The sequence below is a fragment of the Rhodococcus sp. 320_ES genome, from assembly GCF_059691855.1.
This window is the reverse complement of record NZ_JCAWAG010000006.1, coordinates 136,119-151,483: the sequence shown is the minus strand read 5'-3', so window position 1 is coordinate 151,483 and position 15,365 is coordinate 136,119. Positions and strand designations below refer to the sequence as shown.

General features: G+C 66.7%; 18 protein-coding genes. 10 read left to right on the top strand and 8 right to left on the bottom strand.

Annotation, left to right across the window (positions count from 1 at the left end; translation table 11 throughout):
• Window positions 1-13: 13 nt before the first annotated feature.
• Window positions 14-622, top strand: coding sequence for an FKBP-type peptidyl-prolyl cis-trans isomerase (locus AC59JP_RS21255; protein ID WP_497327818.1), 609 nt, complete (start codon window positions 14-16; stop codon window positions 620-622).
• 3 nt (window positions 623-625) lie between these two features.
• Here the strand turns inward: AC59JP_RS21255 and AC59JP_RS21250 are convergent, their stop codons facing one another.
• Window positions 626-2,593 (bottom strand): M13 family metallopeptidase, encoded by a 1,968-nt coding sequence (locus tag AC59JP_RS21250; protein WP_497327817.1) that lies wholly within the window; start codon window positions 2,591-2,593, stop codon window positions 626-628.
• Between the two features lie 111 nt (window positions 2,594-2,704).
• On the opposite strand from AC59JP_RS21250, the gene AC59JP_RS21245 reads away from it, so the two are divergent.
• Both AC59JP_RS21245 and AC59JP_RS21240 read left to right on the top strand, forming a co-directional pair.
• Window positions 2,705-3,361: a cutinase family protein gene (locus AC59JP_RS21245; protein WP_497327816.1), complete on the top strand. Its 657-nt coding sequence runs from the start codon at window positions 2,705-2,707 to the stop codon at window positions 3,359-3,361.
• A 75-nt stretch (window positions 3,362-3,436) separates the two neighbouring features.
• Complete coding sequence (locus AC59JP_RS21240) at window positions 3,437-4,774, top strand: maltokinase N-terminal cap-like domain-containing protein (protein ID WP_497327815.1); 1,338 nt, start codon at window positions 3,437-3,439, stop codon at window positions 4,772-4,774.
• Between the two features lie 9 nt (window positions 4,775-4,783).
• Here AC59JP_RS21240 and AC59JP_RS21235 read toward each other — a convergent pair whose 3' ends face one another.
• Window positions 4,784-5,740, bottom strand: a complete 957-nt coding sequence (locus AC59JP_RS21235) for a pirin family protein (protein WP_497327814.1) — start codon at window positions 5,738-5,740, stop codon at window positions 4,784-4,786.
• Between the two features lie 98 nt (window positions 5,741-5,838).
• Between AC59JP_RS21235 and AC59JP_RS21230 the strand changes: the two genes are divergently transcribed.
• On the top strand, window positions 5,839-6,537 hold the full coding sequence (locus tag AC59JP_RS21230; protein ID WP_497327813.1) for a M50 family metallopeptidase: 699 nt from the start codon (window positions 5,839-5,841) through the stop codon (window positions 6,535-6,537).
• A 9-nt stretch (window positions 6,538-6,546) separates the two neighbouring features.
• Here AC59JP_RS21230 and AC59JP_RS21225 read toward each other — a convergent pair whose 3' ends face one another.
• Entirely contained in the window at window positions 6,547-7,167 is a 621-nt protein-coding gene (locus AC59JP_RS21225; RefSeq protein ID WP_497327812.1) for a dihydrofolate reductase family protein, read from the bottom strand.
• Window positions 7,122-7,802, bottom strand: coding sequence for a dienelactone hydrolase family protein (locus AC59JP_RS21220; RefSeq protein ID WP_497327811.1), 681 nt, complete (start codon window positions 7,800-7,802; stop codon window positions 7,122-7,124). The genes AC59JP_RS21225 and AC59JP_RS21220 overlap by 46 nt, the downstream gene beginning before the upstream one ends.
• Window positions 7,803-7,899: 97 nt before the next feature.
• Between AC59JP_RS21220 and AC59JP_RS21215 the strand changes: the two genes are divergently transcribed.
• On the top strand, window positions 7,900-8,154 hold the full coding sequence (locus tag AC59JP_RS21215) for a hypothetical protein (RefSeq protein ID WP_497327810.1): 255 nt from the start codon (window positions 7,900-7,902) through the stop codon (window positions 8,152-8,154).
• Here AC59JP_RS21215 and AC59JP_RS21210 read toward each other — a convergent pair.
• On the bottom strand, window positions 8,151-8,942 hold the full coding sequence (locus AC59JP_RS21210) for a UbiA family prenyltransferase (RefSeq protein WP_497327809.1): 792 nt from the start codon (window positions 8,940-8,942) through the stop codon (window positions 8,151-8,153). The two genes, AC59JP_RS21215 and AC59JP_RS21210, sit on opposite strands and share 4 nt — an antisense overlap.
• Window positions 8,943-9,013: 71 nt before the next feature.
• Window positions 9,014-9,334 carry a hypothetical protein gene (locus AC59JP_RS21205; RefSeq protein WP_497327808.1) on the bottom strand — a complete coding sequence of 107 codons (321 nt, stop codon included), beginning with the start codon at window positions 9,332-9,334 and terminating at the stop codon, window positions 9,014-9,016.
• 103 nt (window positions 9,335-9,437) lie between these two features.
• On the opposite strand from AC59JP_RS21205, the gene AC59JP_RS21200 reads away from it, so the two are divergent.
• The 4 genes from AC59JP_RS21200 to AC59JP_RS21185 are packed head-to-tail and all read left to right on the top strand — an operon-like array spanning window position 9,438 to window position 11,844.
• Window positions 9,438-10,175, top strand: a complete 738-nt coding sequence (locus tag AC59JP_RS21200) for a lysophospholipid acyltransferase family protein (protein ID WP_497327807.1) — start codon at window positions 9,438-9,440, stop codon at window positions 10,173-10,175.
• A 54-nt stretch (window positions 10,176-10,229) separates the two neighbouring features.
• Window positions 10,230-10,988 carry a 3-oxoacyl-ACP reductase FabG gene (fabG, locus tag AC59JP_RS21195; RefSeq protein WP_497327806.1) on the top strand — a complete coding sequence of 253 codons (759 nt, stop codon included), beginning with the start codon at window positions 10,230-10,232 and terminating at the stop codon, window positions 10,986-10,988.
• A gap of 2 nt (window positions 10,989-10,990) precedes the next feature.
• Window positions 10,991-11,482, top strand: coding sequence for a metallophosphoesterase family protein (locus AC59JP_RS21190; RefSeq protein WP_497327805.1), 492 nt, complete (start codon window positions 10,991-10,993; stop codon window positions 11,480-11,482).
• The gene (locus AC59JP_RS21185) at window positions 11,479-11,844 is read left to right on the top strand and encodes an RNA-binding S4 domain-containing protein (RefSeq protein ID WP_497327804.1); all 366 of its coding nucleotides are present in this window, start codon (window positions 11,479-11,481) and stop codon (window positions 11,842-11,844) included. Before AC59JP_RS21190 ends, AC59JP_RS21185 begins: the two co-directional genes overlap by 4 nt.
• 78 nt (window positions 11,845-11,922) lie before the next feature.
• Here AC59JP_RS21185 and AC59JP_RS21180 read toward each other — a convergent pair whose 3' ends face one another.
• Window positions 11,923-13,080, bottom strand: a complete 1,158-nt coding sequence (locus tag AC59JP_RS21180) for an acyl-CoA dehydrogenase (protein ID WP_497327803.1) — start codon at window positions 13,078-13,080, stop codon at window positions 11,923-11,925.
• A gap of 258 nt (window positions 13,081-13,338) precedes the next feature.
• Between AC59JP_RS21180 and AC59JP_RS21175 the strand changes: the two genes are divergently transcribed.
• A complete protein-coding gene (locus AC59JP_RS21175) occupies window positions 13,339-14,697 on the top strand; it encodes an MFS transporter (protein WP_497327802.1) in 1,359 nt (452 codons plus the stop codon).
• Here the strand turns inward: AC59JP_RS21175 and AC59JP_RS21170 are convergent.
• On the bottom strand, window positions 14,687-15,361 hold the full coding sequence (locus AC59JP_RS21170) for a TetR family transcriptional regulator (protein ID WP_497327801.1): 675 nt from the start codon (window positions 15,359-15,361) through the stop codon (window positions 14,687-14,689). The two genes, AC59JP_RS21175 and AC59JP_RS21170, sit on opposite strands and share 11 nt — an antisense overlap.
• Window positions 15,362-15,365 lie beyond the last annotated feature (4 nt).

The following is a 15,365-nucleotide window of genomic DNA, read 5'->3' as shown; positions in this document are numbered from 1 at the left end:
GTACCGTGTGGGCGTGACCTCAACCCGCACTCGCGCGCTCGTCGCGACGTCCACCCTGTCGCTCGCCCTCCTGCTCGGTGCCTGCAGTAGCGACTCGGACGCACCTGCCGCACCGTCGACCACGTCGTCGGCCGCCGCGGCCACCACCACCGCGGCCGCGGCCAGTACCTGCCCCAGCGCGGCGCCGGCGGCCGGTACCGCACCCGAGTGGACTCTGGCCGGCGACACCGGCAGCATCGCGGTGGTCGGATCGACCGACACCACCGCACCCGCCGTGACGGTGACGCCGCCGTTCAGTGTCGCCGAGACGCAGGTCAAGACGCTGCAGTCCGGCACCGGACCCGTCGTCGCGGACGACGCGACCGTCACCGTCTGCTACGCCGGAGTCAACGGCCGGGACGGATCGACGTTCGACAGCAGCTACGAGCGCGGCGCGCCCATCGAGTTCTCGCTCGACGGCGTCGTGGCGGGTTTCCAGAAGGCCATCGCGGGCCAGACCGCCGGGTCGACGGTGGCCGTGGCGACCAACGCCGCCGACGGATACCCGAACGGGCAACCCCGCGCGGGCATCCAGGCCGGCGACAGTCTGATCTTCGCGATCTCTATTCTGTCCGCAAGCTGAGACTCACCAGATCCGAACGCGCTCGGACGGATCGAGGAACAGCCGGTCCTCCTCGGTCAGTTCGAACGCCTCGTGGAAGCTGTCGAGGTTGCGCACCACGCCGTTGCAGCGAAACTCGGGCGGCGAGTGCGGGTCGATGGACAACCGGCGCAGCGCCTCGGCGTCGCGCGCCTTGGTACGCCACACCTGCGCCCAGCCGAAGAACACCCGCTGCAGGCCGGTGAGCCCATCGATGACGGGAGCCTCCTTGCCGTCCAACGAGATTCGGTACGCCTCGACGGCGATGGACAACCCGCCGAGATCGCCGATGTTCTCCCCGATCGTGAACTCGCCGTTGACGTGATGGCCGGGTAGCGCCTTCGGCTCGAACGAGTTGTACTGCTCGATCAGCGCAGCGGTGCGCTTGCCGAACTCGGTGCGGTCGCTGTCGGTCCACCAGTCGACGAGGTTGCCGTCGCCGTCGTACTTGGCGCCCTGATCGTCGAATCCGTGACCGATCTCGTGCCCGATGACGGCGCCGATGCCGCCGTAGTTGGCAGCGTCGTCCGCTTCCGGATCGAAGAACGGCGGCTGCAGAATGGCTGCGGGAAAGACGATTTCGTTCATCCCGGGGTTGTAGTACGCGTTCACCGTCTGCGGGGTCATGAACCATTCGGTGCGGTCCACCTCCCCACCCAGCTTGTCGAGATCGCGCTGGTACTCCGCCTCGTAGCCGGCGCGGTAGTTGCCGACGAGGTCGTCCGGGTCGATCGCGAGCGAGGAGTAGTCGCGCCAGCGGTCCGGGTAACCGATCTTGGGAGTGAACTTCTCGAGCTTCTCCATCGCCGCGGTGCGGGTCTCGGGGCTCATCCACTCCAGGTCGGTGATGTTACGACGGTATGCGGCAACGAGATTGGCCACCAGCTCCTGCATGCGCGTCTTGGAGTCGGCGGGGAAGTGCCGGTCGACGTACAGCTTTCCGACCGCCTCGCCGAGCAGGTCCTGCACGAGCGACACTCCGCGCTTCCACCGCTCTCGGTTCTCCTCGGTACCCGTCAGGGTTCTGCCGTAGAAGTCGAAGTTCTCGTCGACGATGTCGGAGGTGAGATACGGTGCGCGCGAATGGATCACCTTCCACGTCGCCCATGCCTTCCAGGCGCCCAAGTCCTCGGAGACCCACAGGCCCGCGAACGTGCGGACGAAATCCGGCTGGCGGACGACGATCTCGGCGAACTGGTCCGTCGACGACGCGCCCAGGCCGCTGAGCCACGCACCCCAGTTGAACCCGGCCATCTGCTGCACGAGGGTGTCGAAGGTCGTGAGGTTGTAGCTCAGGTCGGCGTCGCGCCGCTTGACCACGTCCCAGTGTCCCGCAGCAAGTTTCGTCTCGAGCTCGAACACCGTTCGGGCGCTGTGCGGGGCGCCGGCGAGCGCGAACATCTTCTCGATGTGCGCGACGTACTTCTCGCGGATCTCGGCGTGCGCGTCTTCGCGGTAGTACGACTCGTCCGGCAGACCGATTCCCGACTGCGAGAAGTGCACGATGTAGCGCGAGGAGTTCTTGGAGTCGGTGTCCACGTAGTGCGCGACCGCACCGCTGACCCCGGTCCGCTGCAACGAGCCCAACACCTGCGCCAACGTGACGAGGTCGGTCGCCTCCGCGATCGAGGCGAGCTCTCCGGAGATGGGCCCCAGGCCGGCCGCCTCGACGGCGTCCGAGTTCATGAAACTCGAGTACAGGTCTCCGATCTTGCGGGCGTCCGATCCGGGTGCGCTCTCGGACTCGGCCGCCTCCGTGATGATGGTCCGCACGTCCTCTTCGGCTCGGTCGTAGAGGGTGCGGAAGGCGCCGTCGACGGCTCGGTCGGCGGGGATCGTGTAGTCGGCCAGCCACTTGCCGTTGACGTGCTCGAACAGGTCGTCCTGGGGGCGGGTTCCGTCGTCGACGAAGGACAGGTCGAGACCGGACGGTGCGTCGGAAACAGAAGTCATACATCCATATTGGCACGGTGTGTCCGCTGTGATCGAACGACAACGCTGCGGTTCCAACGTGCAGCTTTCTCACCATCCACAACGGGCGAATCCGGGCGTAGCGTCCGAGCGGTGACCCGACGCATCCTTGCCGTGCTGACCAGCGCTCTCGCAGCCGCTTCCACTCTCGTGGCGATCGGGGTCGCTCCTGCCGCAGCAGCACCCGCGCCGTGCCCGGACGTGCAGATCGTGTTCGCCCGCGGGACGCTGGAAATTCCCGGTCTCGGATTGGCGGGAGGTCCCTTCGCGCAGAAGGTGGCCGCCTTGCTGCCGGGCCGATCGGTCGACGCGTACGCCGTTCGATACGAGGCCAACGTGTTGCAGACCAGTTCCGGACCGGGCGCCACCGACCTGACCCGGACGGTCACGTCGATCGCCGCTCGGTGTGCGAACACGAAGTTCGTCCTCGGCGGGTACTCGCAGGGTGCCTCGGTGGTGACGATCGCGATCGGACTCACGACGCGCACCGGCACCCCCGGCGAGGTGTTGCCGCCCGAACTCGCATCCCGCGTCGCGGCGATCGTGGTGTTCGGGAACCCGATCGGGCGCGAGGGCAGGTCGATCGAGACCGACAGCGCCCTCTACGGCCCCAAGACCAGGTCCTTCTGTGCGCCGAACGAGCCGGTGTGCAGTCCGGGGTTCGACTTCGTCGCTCACCTGGCGTATCTGGTCAACGGTGATCTCGACCGCGGAGCACGCTTCGCGGCGGACAGGGTGCTCGCGGGCTGAACCGCGCTGGACGGCCGCCCCGCCTAGAGTGGTGAACCGACGACTACTCGACAGATCGACGGGGTATTCACGCGTATGCACTTCGAATCCGACGACCGGCTCGATCGAGCATTGCTCACCTGGATCCCGCAGCAGCGGTGGTTCGGATCCAAGGGAAAGCCGATCTCGGCGGTGCGGACCCTCGTGAGCGAGACGCTGGCCGATCGCGACGACCTACGCGTCGAGCATCTGTTGGTGTCGGTCGAGTTCTCCGACCACGATCCGGAGATCTATCAGATTCCCCTCGGAATTCGGGACTCGATCACCGACGACCTCGAGCCGTGGGTCGTCTCGTCCGACGGACCCACGGTGTACGACGGAATGCGCGACCCCGAGATCATCGGCATCTACGCGGACGCGTTCGCATCCGGACAAGTCGACGGCGACATTCGATTCCGCACGATGGACGGCAGCGTCATCGAGGCGGGTATGACGGGCCGCGTCCTCGGCGCCGAGCAGTCCAACACGTCGGTGATCCTCGGAGACACCTTGCTGCTGAAGATCTTTCGGCGCGTGAATCTCGGCATCAATCCCGACGTCGAGCTTCACCGGGCGCTCGGTGAAGCGAACTGCGAGTTCGTCGCGTCGCTGCGCGGCTGGATCGACGGTGACGTCGAGGGCACCGAGACCACCCTCGCGATGGCGCAGGACTTCGCCGCCGGATCCGCCGAGGGGTGGACGACCGCGCTGGAGAGTGTGCGCGCGGCCCTCGATGCGAAGGACGTCACCGCCCACGACTTCGCCTCGGAGTCCGAGGAACTCGGCGCGGCTGTGGCAGCCGTGCACGCAGACCTCGCGTCGAGTCTGGGCAAGTCCGACGGTTCGTCGCCCGCCGGTACCGTCGCCGCGATCTCCGGCCGGGTCGAGGACGCGAGCGCCGCCGTACCCGATCTGGTGCCGTTCCTGCCCAAGATCCGAGAGCTGATCGAGCGCGCACGATCGTCGGACGCGTTCTCCGTGCAGCGAATTCACGGTGACCTGCACCTCGGTCAGGTGCTGCGCACCGCCGATCGCTGGCTGCTCATCGATTTCGAGGGTGAGCCCGCGAAGTCGTTCCGCGAGCGGCGCATTCCCGACAGTCCACTGCGGGACGTGGCGGGAATGCTCCGCTCGTTCGACTACGCGGCGCGGAACCTTCTCGTCGAGAGCAGCGATCCTGAGAGCGAGGACGTGGCCCGACAGTGGGTGAACCGCAACGTCGCCGCGTTCTGCGAGGGCTACGCGCGCGTCGCCGGCGTCGATCCGCGCGACGCGAGCGACCTGCTGCGTGCGTACGAACTCGACAAGGCCGTCTACGAAGCGGTGTACGAATTCCGCAATCGGCCCACCTGGCTGTCGATTCCGATGCACGCGATCGAGCGGTTGGTCGGGTAGAGCGTCCGATCAGCCGTAGATCGCGGGGATGGACCCCAGCTTGCCCTTCTGGTAGTCCTCGAAGGCCTGCAGCACTTCGGCCTTGGAGTTCATCACGAACGGACCGGCCATGGCGATCGGCTCACGAATCGGCTTGCCGCCCAACACGAACACCTCGAACGAGTCCGAGCGCGAGTCCTGAGCGTCCGACGCCGCGAAGGTGATCGAGTCGCCGCGACCGTAGAGCGCGGTCTGCCCCATCGTCACCGGCTTGCGTTCTGCGCCCACGGTTCCCGATCCGGCCAGCACGTAGGCCACGGCGTTGAACTCGGGGTTCCAGGGCAGAGTGACACGAGCTCCGGGCGCAACGGTGATGTGCGACAGAGCAATCGGTGTGTAGGTGGAACCGGGGCCCTGGTGGCCGTCGATCTCACCGGCGATCACGCGGACCAGTGCTCCGCCGTCCTCACTGGAGAGAAGTGCGACCTTCGATCCGGCGATGTCCTGGTAGCGGGGCGCCGCCATCTTGTTGTCGCGGGGCAGATTGACCCACAGCTGCACGCCGTGGAACAGGCCACCGGACTGCACGAGATGCTCGGGGGGAGTCTCGATGTGCAGGATGCCGCCGCCGGCGGTCATCCACTGGGTGTCGCCGCCGCCGATGGTTCCGCCGCCGCCGTTGGAGTCCTTGTGCTCCATGATCCCGTCGATCATGTAGGTGACGGTCTCGAATCCGCGGTGCGGGTGCCACGGGGTGCCCTTGGGCTCACCCGGCGCGTAGTTCACCTCGCCCATCTGGTCCATGTGGATGAACGGGTCGAGGCGGGTCAGGTCGATACCCGCGAACGCGCGGCGCACGGGAAATCCCTCACCCTCGTACCCGGTGGGCGCCGTGGTCACCGACACCACCGGTCGGTCGATCGTGGATGGATCCGGTGTGGTGATGCGGGGAAGCGCAAGGATGTTGTCGACGGTCACTGCAGGCACGATGTCCTCCTGACGAATAATGTAGTTGATGGATCAACTACCTGCACGGATCAACCGCGGACGGGCAGATCGTATTCCGCCGCTACCCTCGGCGAGCGATGAACGCTTTCTGGGATCGAGTCACCGCCGTCGCTCCACCGCCGAGTCCCACCGTGATCGCCGCGGTCGTGGTGGTCGCAGCGGCGCTCGTGCTGGCGCCGCAGGCCTGGCGACGCAGCCGCAACGTCGTCACGATCGCGCACGAGGGTGCGCATTTGCTCGTCGCGCTCCTCACCGGCCGACGGCTGCACGGCGTTCGGCTGCACTCGGACACGAGCGGCGTCGCGATCTCGTCCGGCAAGCCGACCGGCCTCGGCATGATCCTCATGACGGCGGCGGGCTACGTCGGCCCGTCGCTGCTCGGCATCGCGGCGGCCGCGACCCTGAACACGGGCCACATCGTCGCCGTCCTGTGGACGTCGGTGGCGGTGTGCGCGCTGATGCTCGTCCTGGTCCGCAACGTCTACGGCGCGTTCTCGCTGATCGTCACCGGAGGGGCGCTCTTCGCCGTCGGCTGGTGGGCCACCGACCAGGTGCAGATTGCCGCCGCCTACCTGATCGCGGTGTTTCTGCTGCTCGCCGGACCCCGACCGGTCGTGGAGCTGCAGCGCTCCCGCCGGGGCGGACGAGCCCGGACGTCCGATGCGGATCAGTTGGCCAAGCTCACCCCGTTGCCCGGGTCGCTGTGGGTGGCGGTGTTTCTCGTCGTCACCGTGGGCGCCCTGGTCGCGGGGGCGGTGATGCTGAACCCGCTATGAGCAGGACCGTCAGCGCGTCACCCCGTAGCGAAGGTGGGTGACCGACCCCCAGCTCTTGCTCTGAAGTTGGTGCAGTCGAGCCGTCACGGTCGCGGGGAGCAGCGGAACGCCGGATCCGAGAACGACCGGCGCGACGAAGAGATCCAGCTCGTCCAGTTCGTTCGATTCGGCGAGGGCAGCGATCAGCGAGAGCGACCCCCACACGAGCACACGTTGCCCGGCCTCCCGAATTCGTGACAGGCGGGCGCCGAGATCGGACTCCACCTCTGCTGGGTCGTGCTGACCCCACGGAGCTGTGTCGAGTGTGCGCGAGACGACGACTTTGGGGACCGTGTTGACCTCGGGAGCTATGTCCTCGGAAGCGGTAGGCCAGTACGCCGCGAAGGTCTCGTACGTCCGCCGCCCCAGAAGTACGACGTCCACCTCGTCGAGCAGTGCTCGGTTGTATCGCTGGCTACGTTGGTCGGCCTGTCGTCGACCGCCTTCATCACGTCCGTCTCGTCGGTCGGCCCCGATGCGAAACCGTCCAGCGAAACCCAGAGCTGCGCGATCGTCCGCGAGTCGTGGGCCACGGTCTACTTCACCTACCGCGCCACGTGCAGGTCGAACCAGTCCAGCGTCTTCGACCACGCGTCGAAGGCCGCGCGCTCGTTGTAGACGGCGGGCCGGTCGTTGCAGTGGAATCCGTGCTCGGCGTCGGGGTACCGGGCGATCCTGGTGTCGACGGACGCCGAGGCAGCCGCGACCCGCAAGTCCTCGACGTCCTCGACCGGTATGCCCTTGTCCTGGTCGCCGAAGAAGCCGTGCCACGGCGTGCGCAGATCCGGTGCCGACTCCAGAAGCGGCGGATATCCGAAGCGGCCCTCACGGACACCGCCGCCGTAGAACGTCGCCGCCGCGCCCACTGGACGCCGCACCGCCGTCGCGAACGACACCGTGCCGCCCATGCAGAACCCGACGATCGCGCATTGGCTCGGCCCGTATCCGTACGACGCCAGCTCGTCGAACGCCGCGTCGACGTCCTCGTCGATCTCGTCCGACGTCAGCTTCTTCATCAGCGGCATGGCCGTGTCCAGATCGTCGTATGCGACGACCGGGTCGCCGCTGCGGTGGAACAGATGCGGGGCGGTCGCCACCCAGCCGGCCGCGGCGAATCGTCGGCAGACGTCGGCGATGTGGTCGGTGACGCCGAACGCCTCCTGCACGACGACGACACCGCCGCGGGCCGTTCCGTCCGGGGCAAAGGTGGTCAAGGGAGTGGTCATCTTTCGATCACATCACAGGCCGTCCGGTGATAGATGTGTGGATGTGCACATTGCTGGGAATACCCCCCGGCAGCAACTGTCACGAGGGAGGACAACCGTGGTGTCTACAGAGCAACGACAAGGGACGCCGCCGCTCGCAGTCGGGTCGCGAGTGCGTACCAAGTTCTCGACCGATCGCACCGCCGATCCGTCGACCTGGGGGTACGAGTCCGGTGAGATCGTGCAGGACTTCGCCGAGAATCTCGACGGATCGATCGGTCGCGAGTGGGCTCCGGCGCACCGGTGGGGAATCGCCCTGGACAACGGGTGTCTGGTGTTCCGCGACAACGACGACGTGACCGCCGAGGCTTAAGCGGTCACCAGCACCACCACGTCGACGGCTGCGATGCCGATGGCCGCGTAGAACGGCGTCTTCGATCGTCCGACGCACGCCACCACGCCCAGAACCATGGCCACGACGAGCGCGAGCCATCCGAATCTCGACGAACTTCCCACGACTCCGATCACTGACGCGAGAACGAGTGCGCCGGCCGCGATCGGCGCGACGGCCCGCCGCGGGAGTCGGTGCGGAAACCCGCGGACGCCGGTCGCGTCGTCGTCGTCGAGGTCGGGGAGCACGTTCACCAGGTGCGCGCCGAATCCGAGCAACGCACCCACCGCGACAGTCCACGTCGGCGGCGCGGCGCAGGGTCCGGTGGACAGGTAGACCACGACCGGCAGCGTGCCGAAAGCGATCGTGTACGGCAGCCAGGACAGGGCGGTCGACTTCAGAACGACGTTGTAGGCCAGCGCGGAACCGACCCCGAACACAAGGTGGAGAAGCCCGGGCGCCCATCCGCAGGCCAACGAGGCGACCACGCAGACCGCGAACGTTGCACCCGCCCAGCGCCGAACCAGCACCGGACGGACCGTTCCCATCGCGATGGGCTTGTCCGTCCGGTGGGTCGTCGCGTCGCGCTCTTCGTCGAGTAGATCGTTCGTCCATCCGACCACCATCTGACCGGTGAACACGGCGACGACGATCGGCACGAGCCGCAGCGTGAATCCGCCGACACCGACGGCGAGGACCGCGGTGAGGGCGGTGACCGCGATACCCGGCATCGGGTGGGCGCTGCGTACGAGCGCGCCGAAGGTCGTCACCCGGTCGACACTAGGCGCGCGGAGGTCTCCCTGTACGACGGACGAAACTAGGTGGCTAGGTGGCTAGGTGGCTAGGTGGCGACCTGCAGAACGACCACGTCGTCGACGAACTGGTACGTGTTCGGAAGATTGTTGGATCCGGTGACGGTGGCGACGGTCGGATCGACGGCGGTGTTCGAGAGTTCGATGTCGGTGAACCCTGCGGACTGGAAGGCCTGTTCGGCTGCGGCGACGGTGTCTCCCGAGACGTCGGGCACCACGGCGGTACGTTCGACGGCCGCGTTGGCGATTCCCGCTCCCGCACCGACGAGGGCTCCTGTGACGAGTGTCGTGGCGGCGATACGACGCAAGGTTGTCTTACGCAGGCTTGTCGTACCCACAGTTGTCTTCATGGCGGAATCCTTCTGTCGTGGTTTCGTTTTCTCCAGCGACTTCCACAGTCGCCCCGAATCTCGAGGGTTCGCTGGCAGCGTCCTGTAAGTACGCTCATCGTTCATGGAGCGCCCCGCGGTCACCCTCGGCAACAGCGACGCCGTCTACGACTTCTATCTCGCCCATCAGCAGAATCGCCGGATGGCCCGTGTCGCCTACCAAGTGCTCGCCCGACGCTTTCGTCCCCGCGTTCGCTACGCGGACACTGCTCGCGAGCGCCTTCGCGCACTGGTCTACGACGAGCGCCGGTTGCTGATCGCCGTCAACCACGTCAGCGAAACCGACCCGTACACCCTCGCCGCCACGGCCTGGGCCAGTCCGCTCCGGCCGATCATCGGGAGAACGCGGGTGCTGGCCAAGGACGAGCTCTTTCAAGATCAGAAGCAGCGGAGGCGCATCGAGATGATGGGCAGCATCCCGGTCTTCCGCGGCAAGAACCACGGGATGCGCGCGGTGAGCGCGGCCGGCAACCGCATGATGGACGTCTGCGCGGAGCGGATGCGCCGCGGCGACGACCTGGCCGTGTTTCCCGAAGGGACGTGCAACGACGGCGATCCACGCCTCCTTCAGCCGGTGAGCAGCGGGATCGGGCACATCGCGGTGCGTGCCCGTGCGCTGGGCGTCGACCCCGCCCTCGTGGTGATCGGGTTCCACTACGGACCCGACGCCGGCACGCTCAAGTCGGCGAGCGTGTACATCGATGTTCCCGAGGAACCGTTGCCGGAGAAGCCGATTCAGATTTCCCGGCTCGTCGCCGAGAAGCTGCAGGGTGCGGTGGATCGATCGGTGGAACTGTATTGAGCATCACTTGATACAAATGAGTTTCGACGAAAGTCCCTTTACGGAAGGTCAGTTGTGAGCGATCAGATCAAGACAGCCATCGTCACCGGCAGCGCCCGAGGCATCGGAGCCGCGGTGGCGCAGCGACTTGCGGCCGACGGTTTCGGGATCGCCGTCGTCGACCTCGACGAAGCGGCCTGCGCCGGCACCGTCGAGAAAATCACGGCGGCCGGTGGCCAGGCCATCGCAGTCGGTGCGAACGTCTCCGACGAGGATTCGGTGAACGCGGCCGTCGACCGCATCGCCTCGGAATTCGGCGCGCCCACCGTTCTCATCAACAACGCCGGCATCACCCGCGACAACCTGCTGTTCAAGATGACGACCACCGACTGGGATTCCGTTCTCGGCGTTCACCTTCGGGGATCGTTCCTCATGTCGAAGGCCGCGTCCAAGCACATGGTCGACGCCAAGTGGGGCCGCATCGTGAACCTGTCGAGTACCTCGGCGCTCGGCAACCGCGGCCAGGCCAACTATGCCGCCGCCAAGGCCGGAATGCAGGGCTTCACCAAGACCCTCGCCATCGAGCTGGGCCGCTACAACGTCACCGTCAACGCCATCGCCCCCGGCTTCATCGAGACCGAGATGACCGCCGCCACCGCCGAGCGCGTGGGAGTTCCGTTCGAGGACTTCAAGAAGGGCGCGGCGTCGCAGATTCCGGTGCAGCGCGTCGGCCAGCCGGAGGACATCGCCCACACCGCGTCGTTCTTCGTCAGCGAAGGCGCGTCGTTCGTCTCCGGCCAGGTCGTCTACGTCGCAGGCGGGCCGAAGGACTGACCGTGAAGGTCCTGCTCCTCGCCGACACCCATCTCCCCACCCGCGCAAAGGATCTGCCCGCGCGGGTGTGGGAGGAGGTCAACGACGCCGACTTGGTGATCCACGCCGGCGACTGGATGACACCGGACCTGCTCGACGCCCTCGAAGCGCGGTCGTCGGACCTCCTCGGTTGCTGGGGCAACAACGACGGTGACGAACTGCGATCCCGGCTTCCGGAGGTCGCCCGCCGAACGGTCGAGGGCGTACGCGTCGCCGTCACGCACGAGACGGGCGGAAAGGTGGGGCGGGAGAAGCGGATGGCGGCGGCATTCCCGGACGTCGATCTGCTGGTCTTCGGGCACAGTCACATACCGTGGGACACGGTGTGTGAGAACGGGTTACGGTTACTCAATCCCGGTTCGCCCACCGACCGTCGACGCCAACCGCACTGCACATACATGACGTTGACACTCGCCGACGGCGCCGTCGGCGATGTCGAGCTGGTGTCGTTGTGACGCGCGTCGACGCCTGGACCTGGTCCGTACGGCTGTTCAAGACTCGATCCGCCGCAGCGGCCGCGTGCCGTGGTGGTCACGTGCGGATCAACGGTGTCACCGCCAAACCCGCGCAGACCGTGGTGCCCGGCGACGAGGTGCGAGTTTGGAGTGCGGGGCGCGAACGGATCGTGGAAGTGGTGCAGTTGCTGAGCAAACGCGTCGGCCCCAGCGTTGCCGCGACGGCCATGATCGACCGCAGCCCGCCCCCACCGCCGAAAGAACTGTTTGCCGCCGTCCCGGTTCGAGACCGCGGGGCTGGGCGGCCGACGAAGCGGGACCGGCGGGAGATGGAGAAGTTGAGAGGGTCCCCGCCGCCGTGAAGTGAGGGGGCCCGCCCCCTGTGAGCGATTTCCGCCCCTGAAGGGCACTAATTCGCGCACAGGGGGGAGCGCAGCCGCCTACCGCAGCAGCGCCCGCGACATCACGACGCGCTGAATCTGGTTGGTGCCCTCGTAGATCTGCGTGATCTTGGCGTCGCGCATCATGCGCTCGACCGGGAAGTCGCGGGTGTAGCCGGCGCCACCGAAGAGCTGAACCGCGTCGGTGGTGACCTGCATTGCGACGTCGGAGGCGAAGCACTTGGAGGCGGCCGAGATGAAGCCCAGGTTCTTCTCGCCGCGCTCGGCGCGGGCCGCCGCGGTGTAGACCATCAGACGTGCGGCCTCGATCTTCATGGCCATGTCGGCGAGCATGAACTCGACGCCCTGGAACGAGCTGATCGCCTTGCCGAACTGCTTGCGGTCCTTGGTGTAGGCGATCGACGCGTCGAGCGCACCCTGCGCGATGCCCACGGCCTGTGCGCCGATGGTGGGGCGAGTGTGATCGAGAGTGGCGAGCGCCGTCTTGAATCCGGTGCCGGGCTCGCCGACCATGCGGTCTCCCGGAACGCGGCAGTTCTCGAAGTACAGCTCACGGGTGGGGCTGCCCTTGATGCCGAGCTTGCGCTCCTTCGGCCCGACGGAGAAGCCTTCGTCCTCCTTGTGCACCATGAACGCGGAGATGCCGTTGGCGCCCTTGTCGGGGTCGGTGACGGCCATGACGGTGTACCAGGTGGACTGGCCGGCGTTGGTGATCCACGCCTTGGCGCCGTTCAGGATCCAGTCGTCGCCGTCGGCCTTGGCGCGGGTGCGCATGGCGGCTGCGTCGCTGCCTGCCTCGCGCTCGGAGAGGCCGTAGGACGCCATCTCGCCATCGGCGATGGACGGCAGCACCTGCTTCTTGAGCTCCTCGCTTCCGCTGAGGATGAGGCCCATGGTGCCCAGCTTGTTGACGGCGGGGATCAGCGAAGAGGAACCGCAGACGCGAGCAACCTCTTCGATCACCATGCAGGCCGCGACGGAGTCGGCGCCCTGGCCGCCGTATTCCTCGGGGATGTGGACCGCGTTGAAGCCCGAAGCGTTGAGTGCTTTCAGTGCTTCCTCGGGGAAGCGCTCCTGCTCGTCGACCTCGGTCGCATACGGCGCGATCTCCTTTTCGGAGAGCGAGCGGATGGCTTCGCGAAGTTCGTTGTGCTCGTCGGCGAGCTGGAAGAGGTCGAAGCTGGGATTGCCGGCCATGAGGGGTGCTCCTTCGAGTGTGTGGCACCGAGTGCCGTGTTAACTCGATGGTATCAGCGTTCCGACTGCCTTGACAACGCCGAAATGGCACGCGATGCCACGACGGTCGATTCAATTCGACTATCGATCGATGCCCAGAAGGTGTTGGACAGGTATCGACGTAAGCTGGTTCAGTGCCGTGTGGGACCGGTCACCGCGACCGCCCGATGTTGCACACTTCACGAACCGGTCTCAGCCGGACGTCTCGATCGGAGCTCCATGTCCATCGCCACTCCTACGACCCCGGCACTGGACGCCGCCGTCGGCAAGATCTTCCGCCGCGTCGTGCCGTTGTTCGTCGTGATGCTGATCTGCAATCAGCTCAATCGCTCGAACATCGGTTACGCACGCGAACACCTCGAGGCCGACGTGGGCATCGGTGCCGCCGCGTACGGGTTCGGCGCCGGCGTCTTCTTCATCGCGTACGCCATCTTCGAGTTGCCCAGCAACGTGATGATGGAGAAGTTCGGCGCGAAGATCTGGCTGACCCGCATCATGCTCAGCTGGGGCGCCGTGTCGTTCGCGATGGCGTTCGTCACCGGTCCGACGATGTTCTACGTGCTGCGATTCCTCCTCGGAATGGCGGAGGCGGGATTCTTCCCGGCGATCATCTTCTACTTCGCCAAGTGGCTGCCCAACAGTCATCGTGGCCGCGCCACGGCGCTGTTCGTCGCCGGCTCGTCGATCGCGGCGGCAATTTCCGGTCCGCTGTCAGGGCCGCTGCTCTCGATGCACGGACTCTTCGGCGTCCGCGGGTGGCAGTACCTGTTCGGTATCGAGGGTCTGCTCACGATCACCGTCGGCATCATCGCGTACTTCCTGATCGACTCGCACGTGAAGGACGCCCGCTGGCTGAGCGACGAGGAGAAGCGTGACCTGACCGACGCCATAGCCCGCGAGGAAGCGGAGAAGGCCGCGAAGTCCGGCATGGCCGACGGCCGTTCGCGGTGGCGCATGCTGCTAGACCCCAAGCTGATGCTGTTCGTGTGGATCTACTTCGCCATCCAGCTCTCGATTTACGCCAACACCTTCTGGCTCCCGTCGATCGTGCGCCGCATCGAGGGAACGAACGACATCACCGTCGGACTCCTGTCCTCGTTGCCGTGGATCTGCGCCATCTTCGCGATGTACTACTCGTCCAAGTTGGGCGACAAGACCGGCAACCGCCGCCCGCTGCTCATCGCCGCATTGCTCACTGCGGCCGTCGGAACCTTCCTGGCGGCGATCGCGACGCCGTGGATCGCGCTGATCTTCCTGTGTGTCGCGGCAATGGGCTTCAAGAGCGCCAGCCCGCTCTTCTGGTCCATCCCGCAGTCGACGCTGCACCCGATGGTGCTGGCCGCGGCTATCGCGGTGATCAACTCGGTCGGCAACCTCGGCGGCTTCGTCGCACCGTTCTCGTTCGGTCTGATTCAGGAAGCCACGGGCTCGGTCACCTGGGGCCTCTACGCGCTGGCGGCATGCTCGGCGATCGCAGCGGCCACCGTGCTTCTGATCCGTCGCCCGGCGGAGTCGGAGACGAAGACATCTGTCGACGTACCTGCTGAGAACTCGGCCGACCGGACTGTCAGCCGGTAGAGCCGAAGTGACGGGCCAGCACGGCCGTCACCTCCTGCGGCGACGTGCCCGCGGGGAGGACCGCCACGGTGGGTCCGACCTGCGGGTTCGACGCGCGATCACCGAAACGCTCCTGGACGGCGGCGAGGGCCACGACGACGTCGTCGCGAGTGACCGCATCGGGATCGCGCAGCCATCGCCGCAGGAGGTAGTTGTGGGTTGCGGTCACCGCGGCGGCGAACTGCACGGTGGTGAGCGGGTCGGCGTCGGGCGTGCGCTCACGCAACGTGCCGACGAAGAGCTGCTCGTACCGCAGCACCATCACCAACTCGCGTTCCCGCAAGGTCGGGACGGCCTGCACGACGCGATACCGGCGCCGCGTCGTGTCCGGCGTCCCGGCGAATCGCTCGTACACCTGCAACGCTGCACTGCACACCGCGTCCCGAGGCGCGACGTCGGTGCGATCGAGCGATTCGCGGATCCGGGCGAGCAGAACGTCGTGGTCGACGAAGACCACATCGTCCTTGGACCCGAACTGACGGAAGAACGTACGACGGGAGATGCCGGCCCGGTCGGCGATCTGGTCGACCGTCGTCGCGTCGTATCCCTGCGTCTCGAACAGCTCGAGAGCCGCGCGCATGACGCCCAGACGGAAGGAGTCCTGCGGTTCGTCCCGGGCTGCCATGGCA

Coding starts and splice junctions, on each gene's coding strand:
- AC59JP_RS21250 (WP_497327817.1), bottom strand. CDS start 2,593: ATGACTTCTGTTTCCGACGCACCGTCCGGTCTCGACCTGTCCTTCGTC.
- AC59JP_RS21240 (WP_497327815.1), top strand. CDS start 3,437: ATGCACTTCGAATCCGACGACCGGCTCGATCGAGCATTGCTCACCTGG.
- AC59JP_RS21230 (WP_497327813.1), top strand. CDS start 5,839: ATGAACGCTTTCTGGGATCGAGTCACCGCCGTCGCTCCACCGCCGAGT.
- AC59JP_RS21220 (WP_497327811.1), bottom strand. CDS start 7,802: ATGACCACTCCCTTGACCACCTTTGCCCCGGACGGAACGGCCCGCGGC.
- AC59JP_RS21205 (WP_497327808.1), bottom strand. CDS start 9,334: ATGAAGACAACTGTGGGTACGACAAGCCTGCGTAAGACAACCTTGCGT.
- AC59JP_RS21200 (WP_497327807.1), top strand. CDS start 9,438: ATGGAGCGCCCCGCGGTCACCCTCGGCAACAGCGACGCCGTCTACGAC.
- AC59JP_RS21180 (WP_497327803.1), bottom strand. CDS start 13,080: ATGGCCGGCAATCCCAGCTTCGACCTCTTCCAGCTCGCCGACGAGCAC.
- AC59JP_RS21175 (WP_497327802.1), top strand. CDS start 13,339: ATGTCCATCGCCACTCCTACGACCCCGGCACTGGACGCCGCCGTCGGC.
- AC59JP_RS21170 (WP_497327801.1), bottom strand. CDS start 15,361: ATGGCAGCCCGGGACGAACCGCAGGACTCCTTCCGTCTGGGCGTCATG.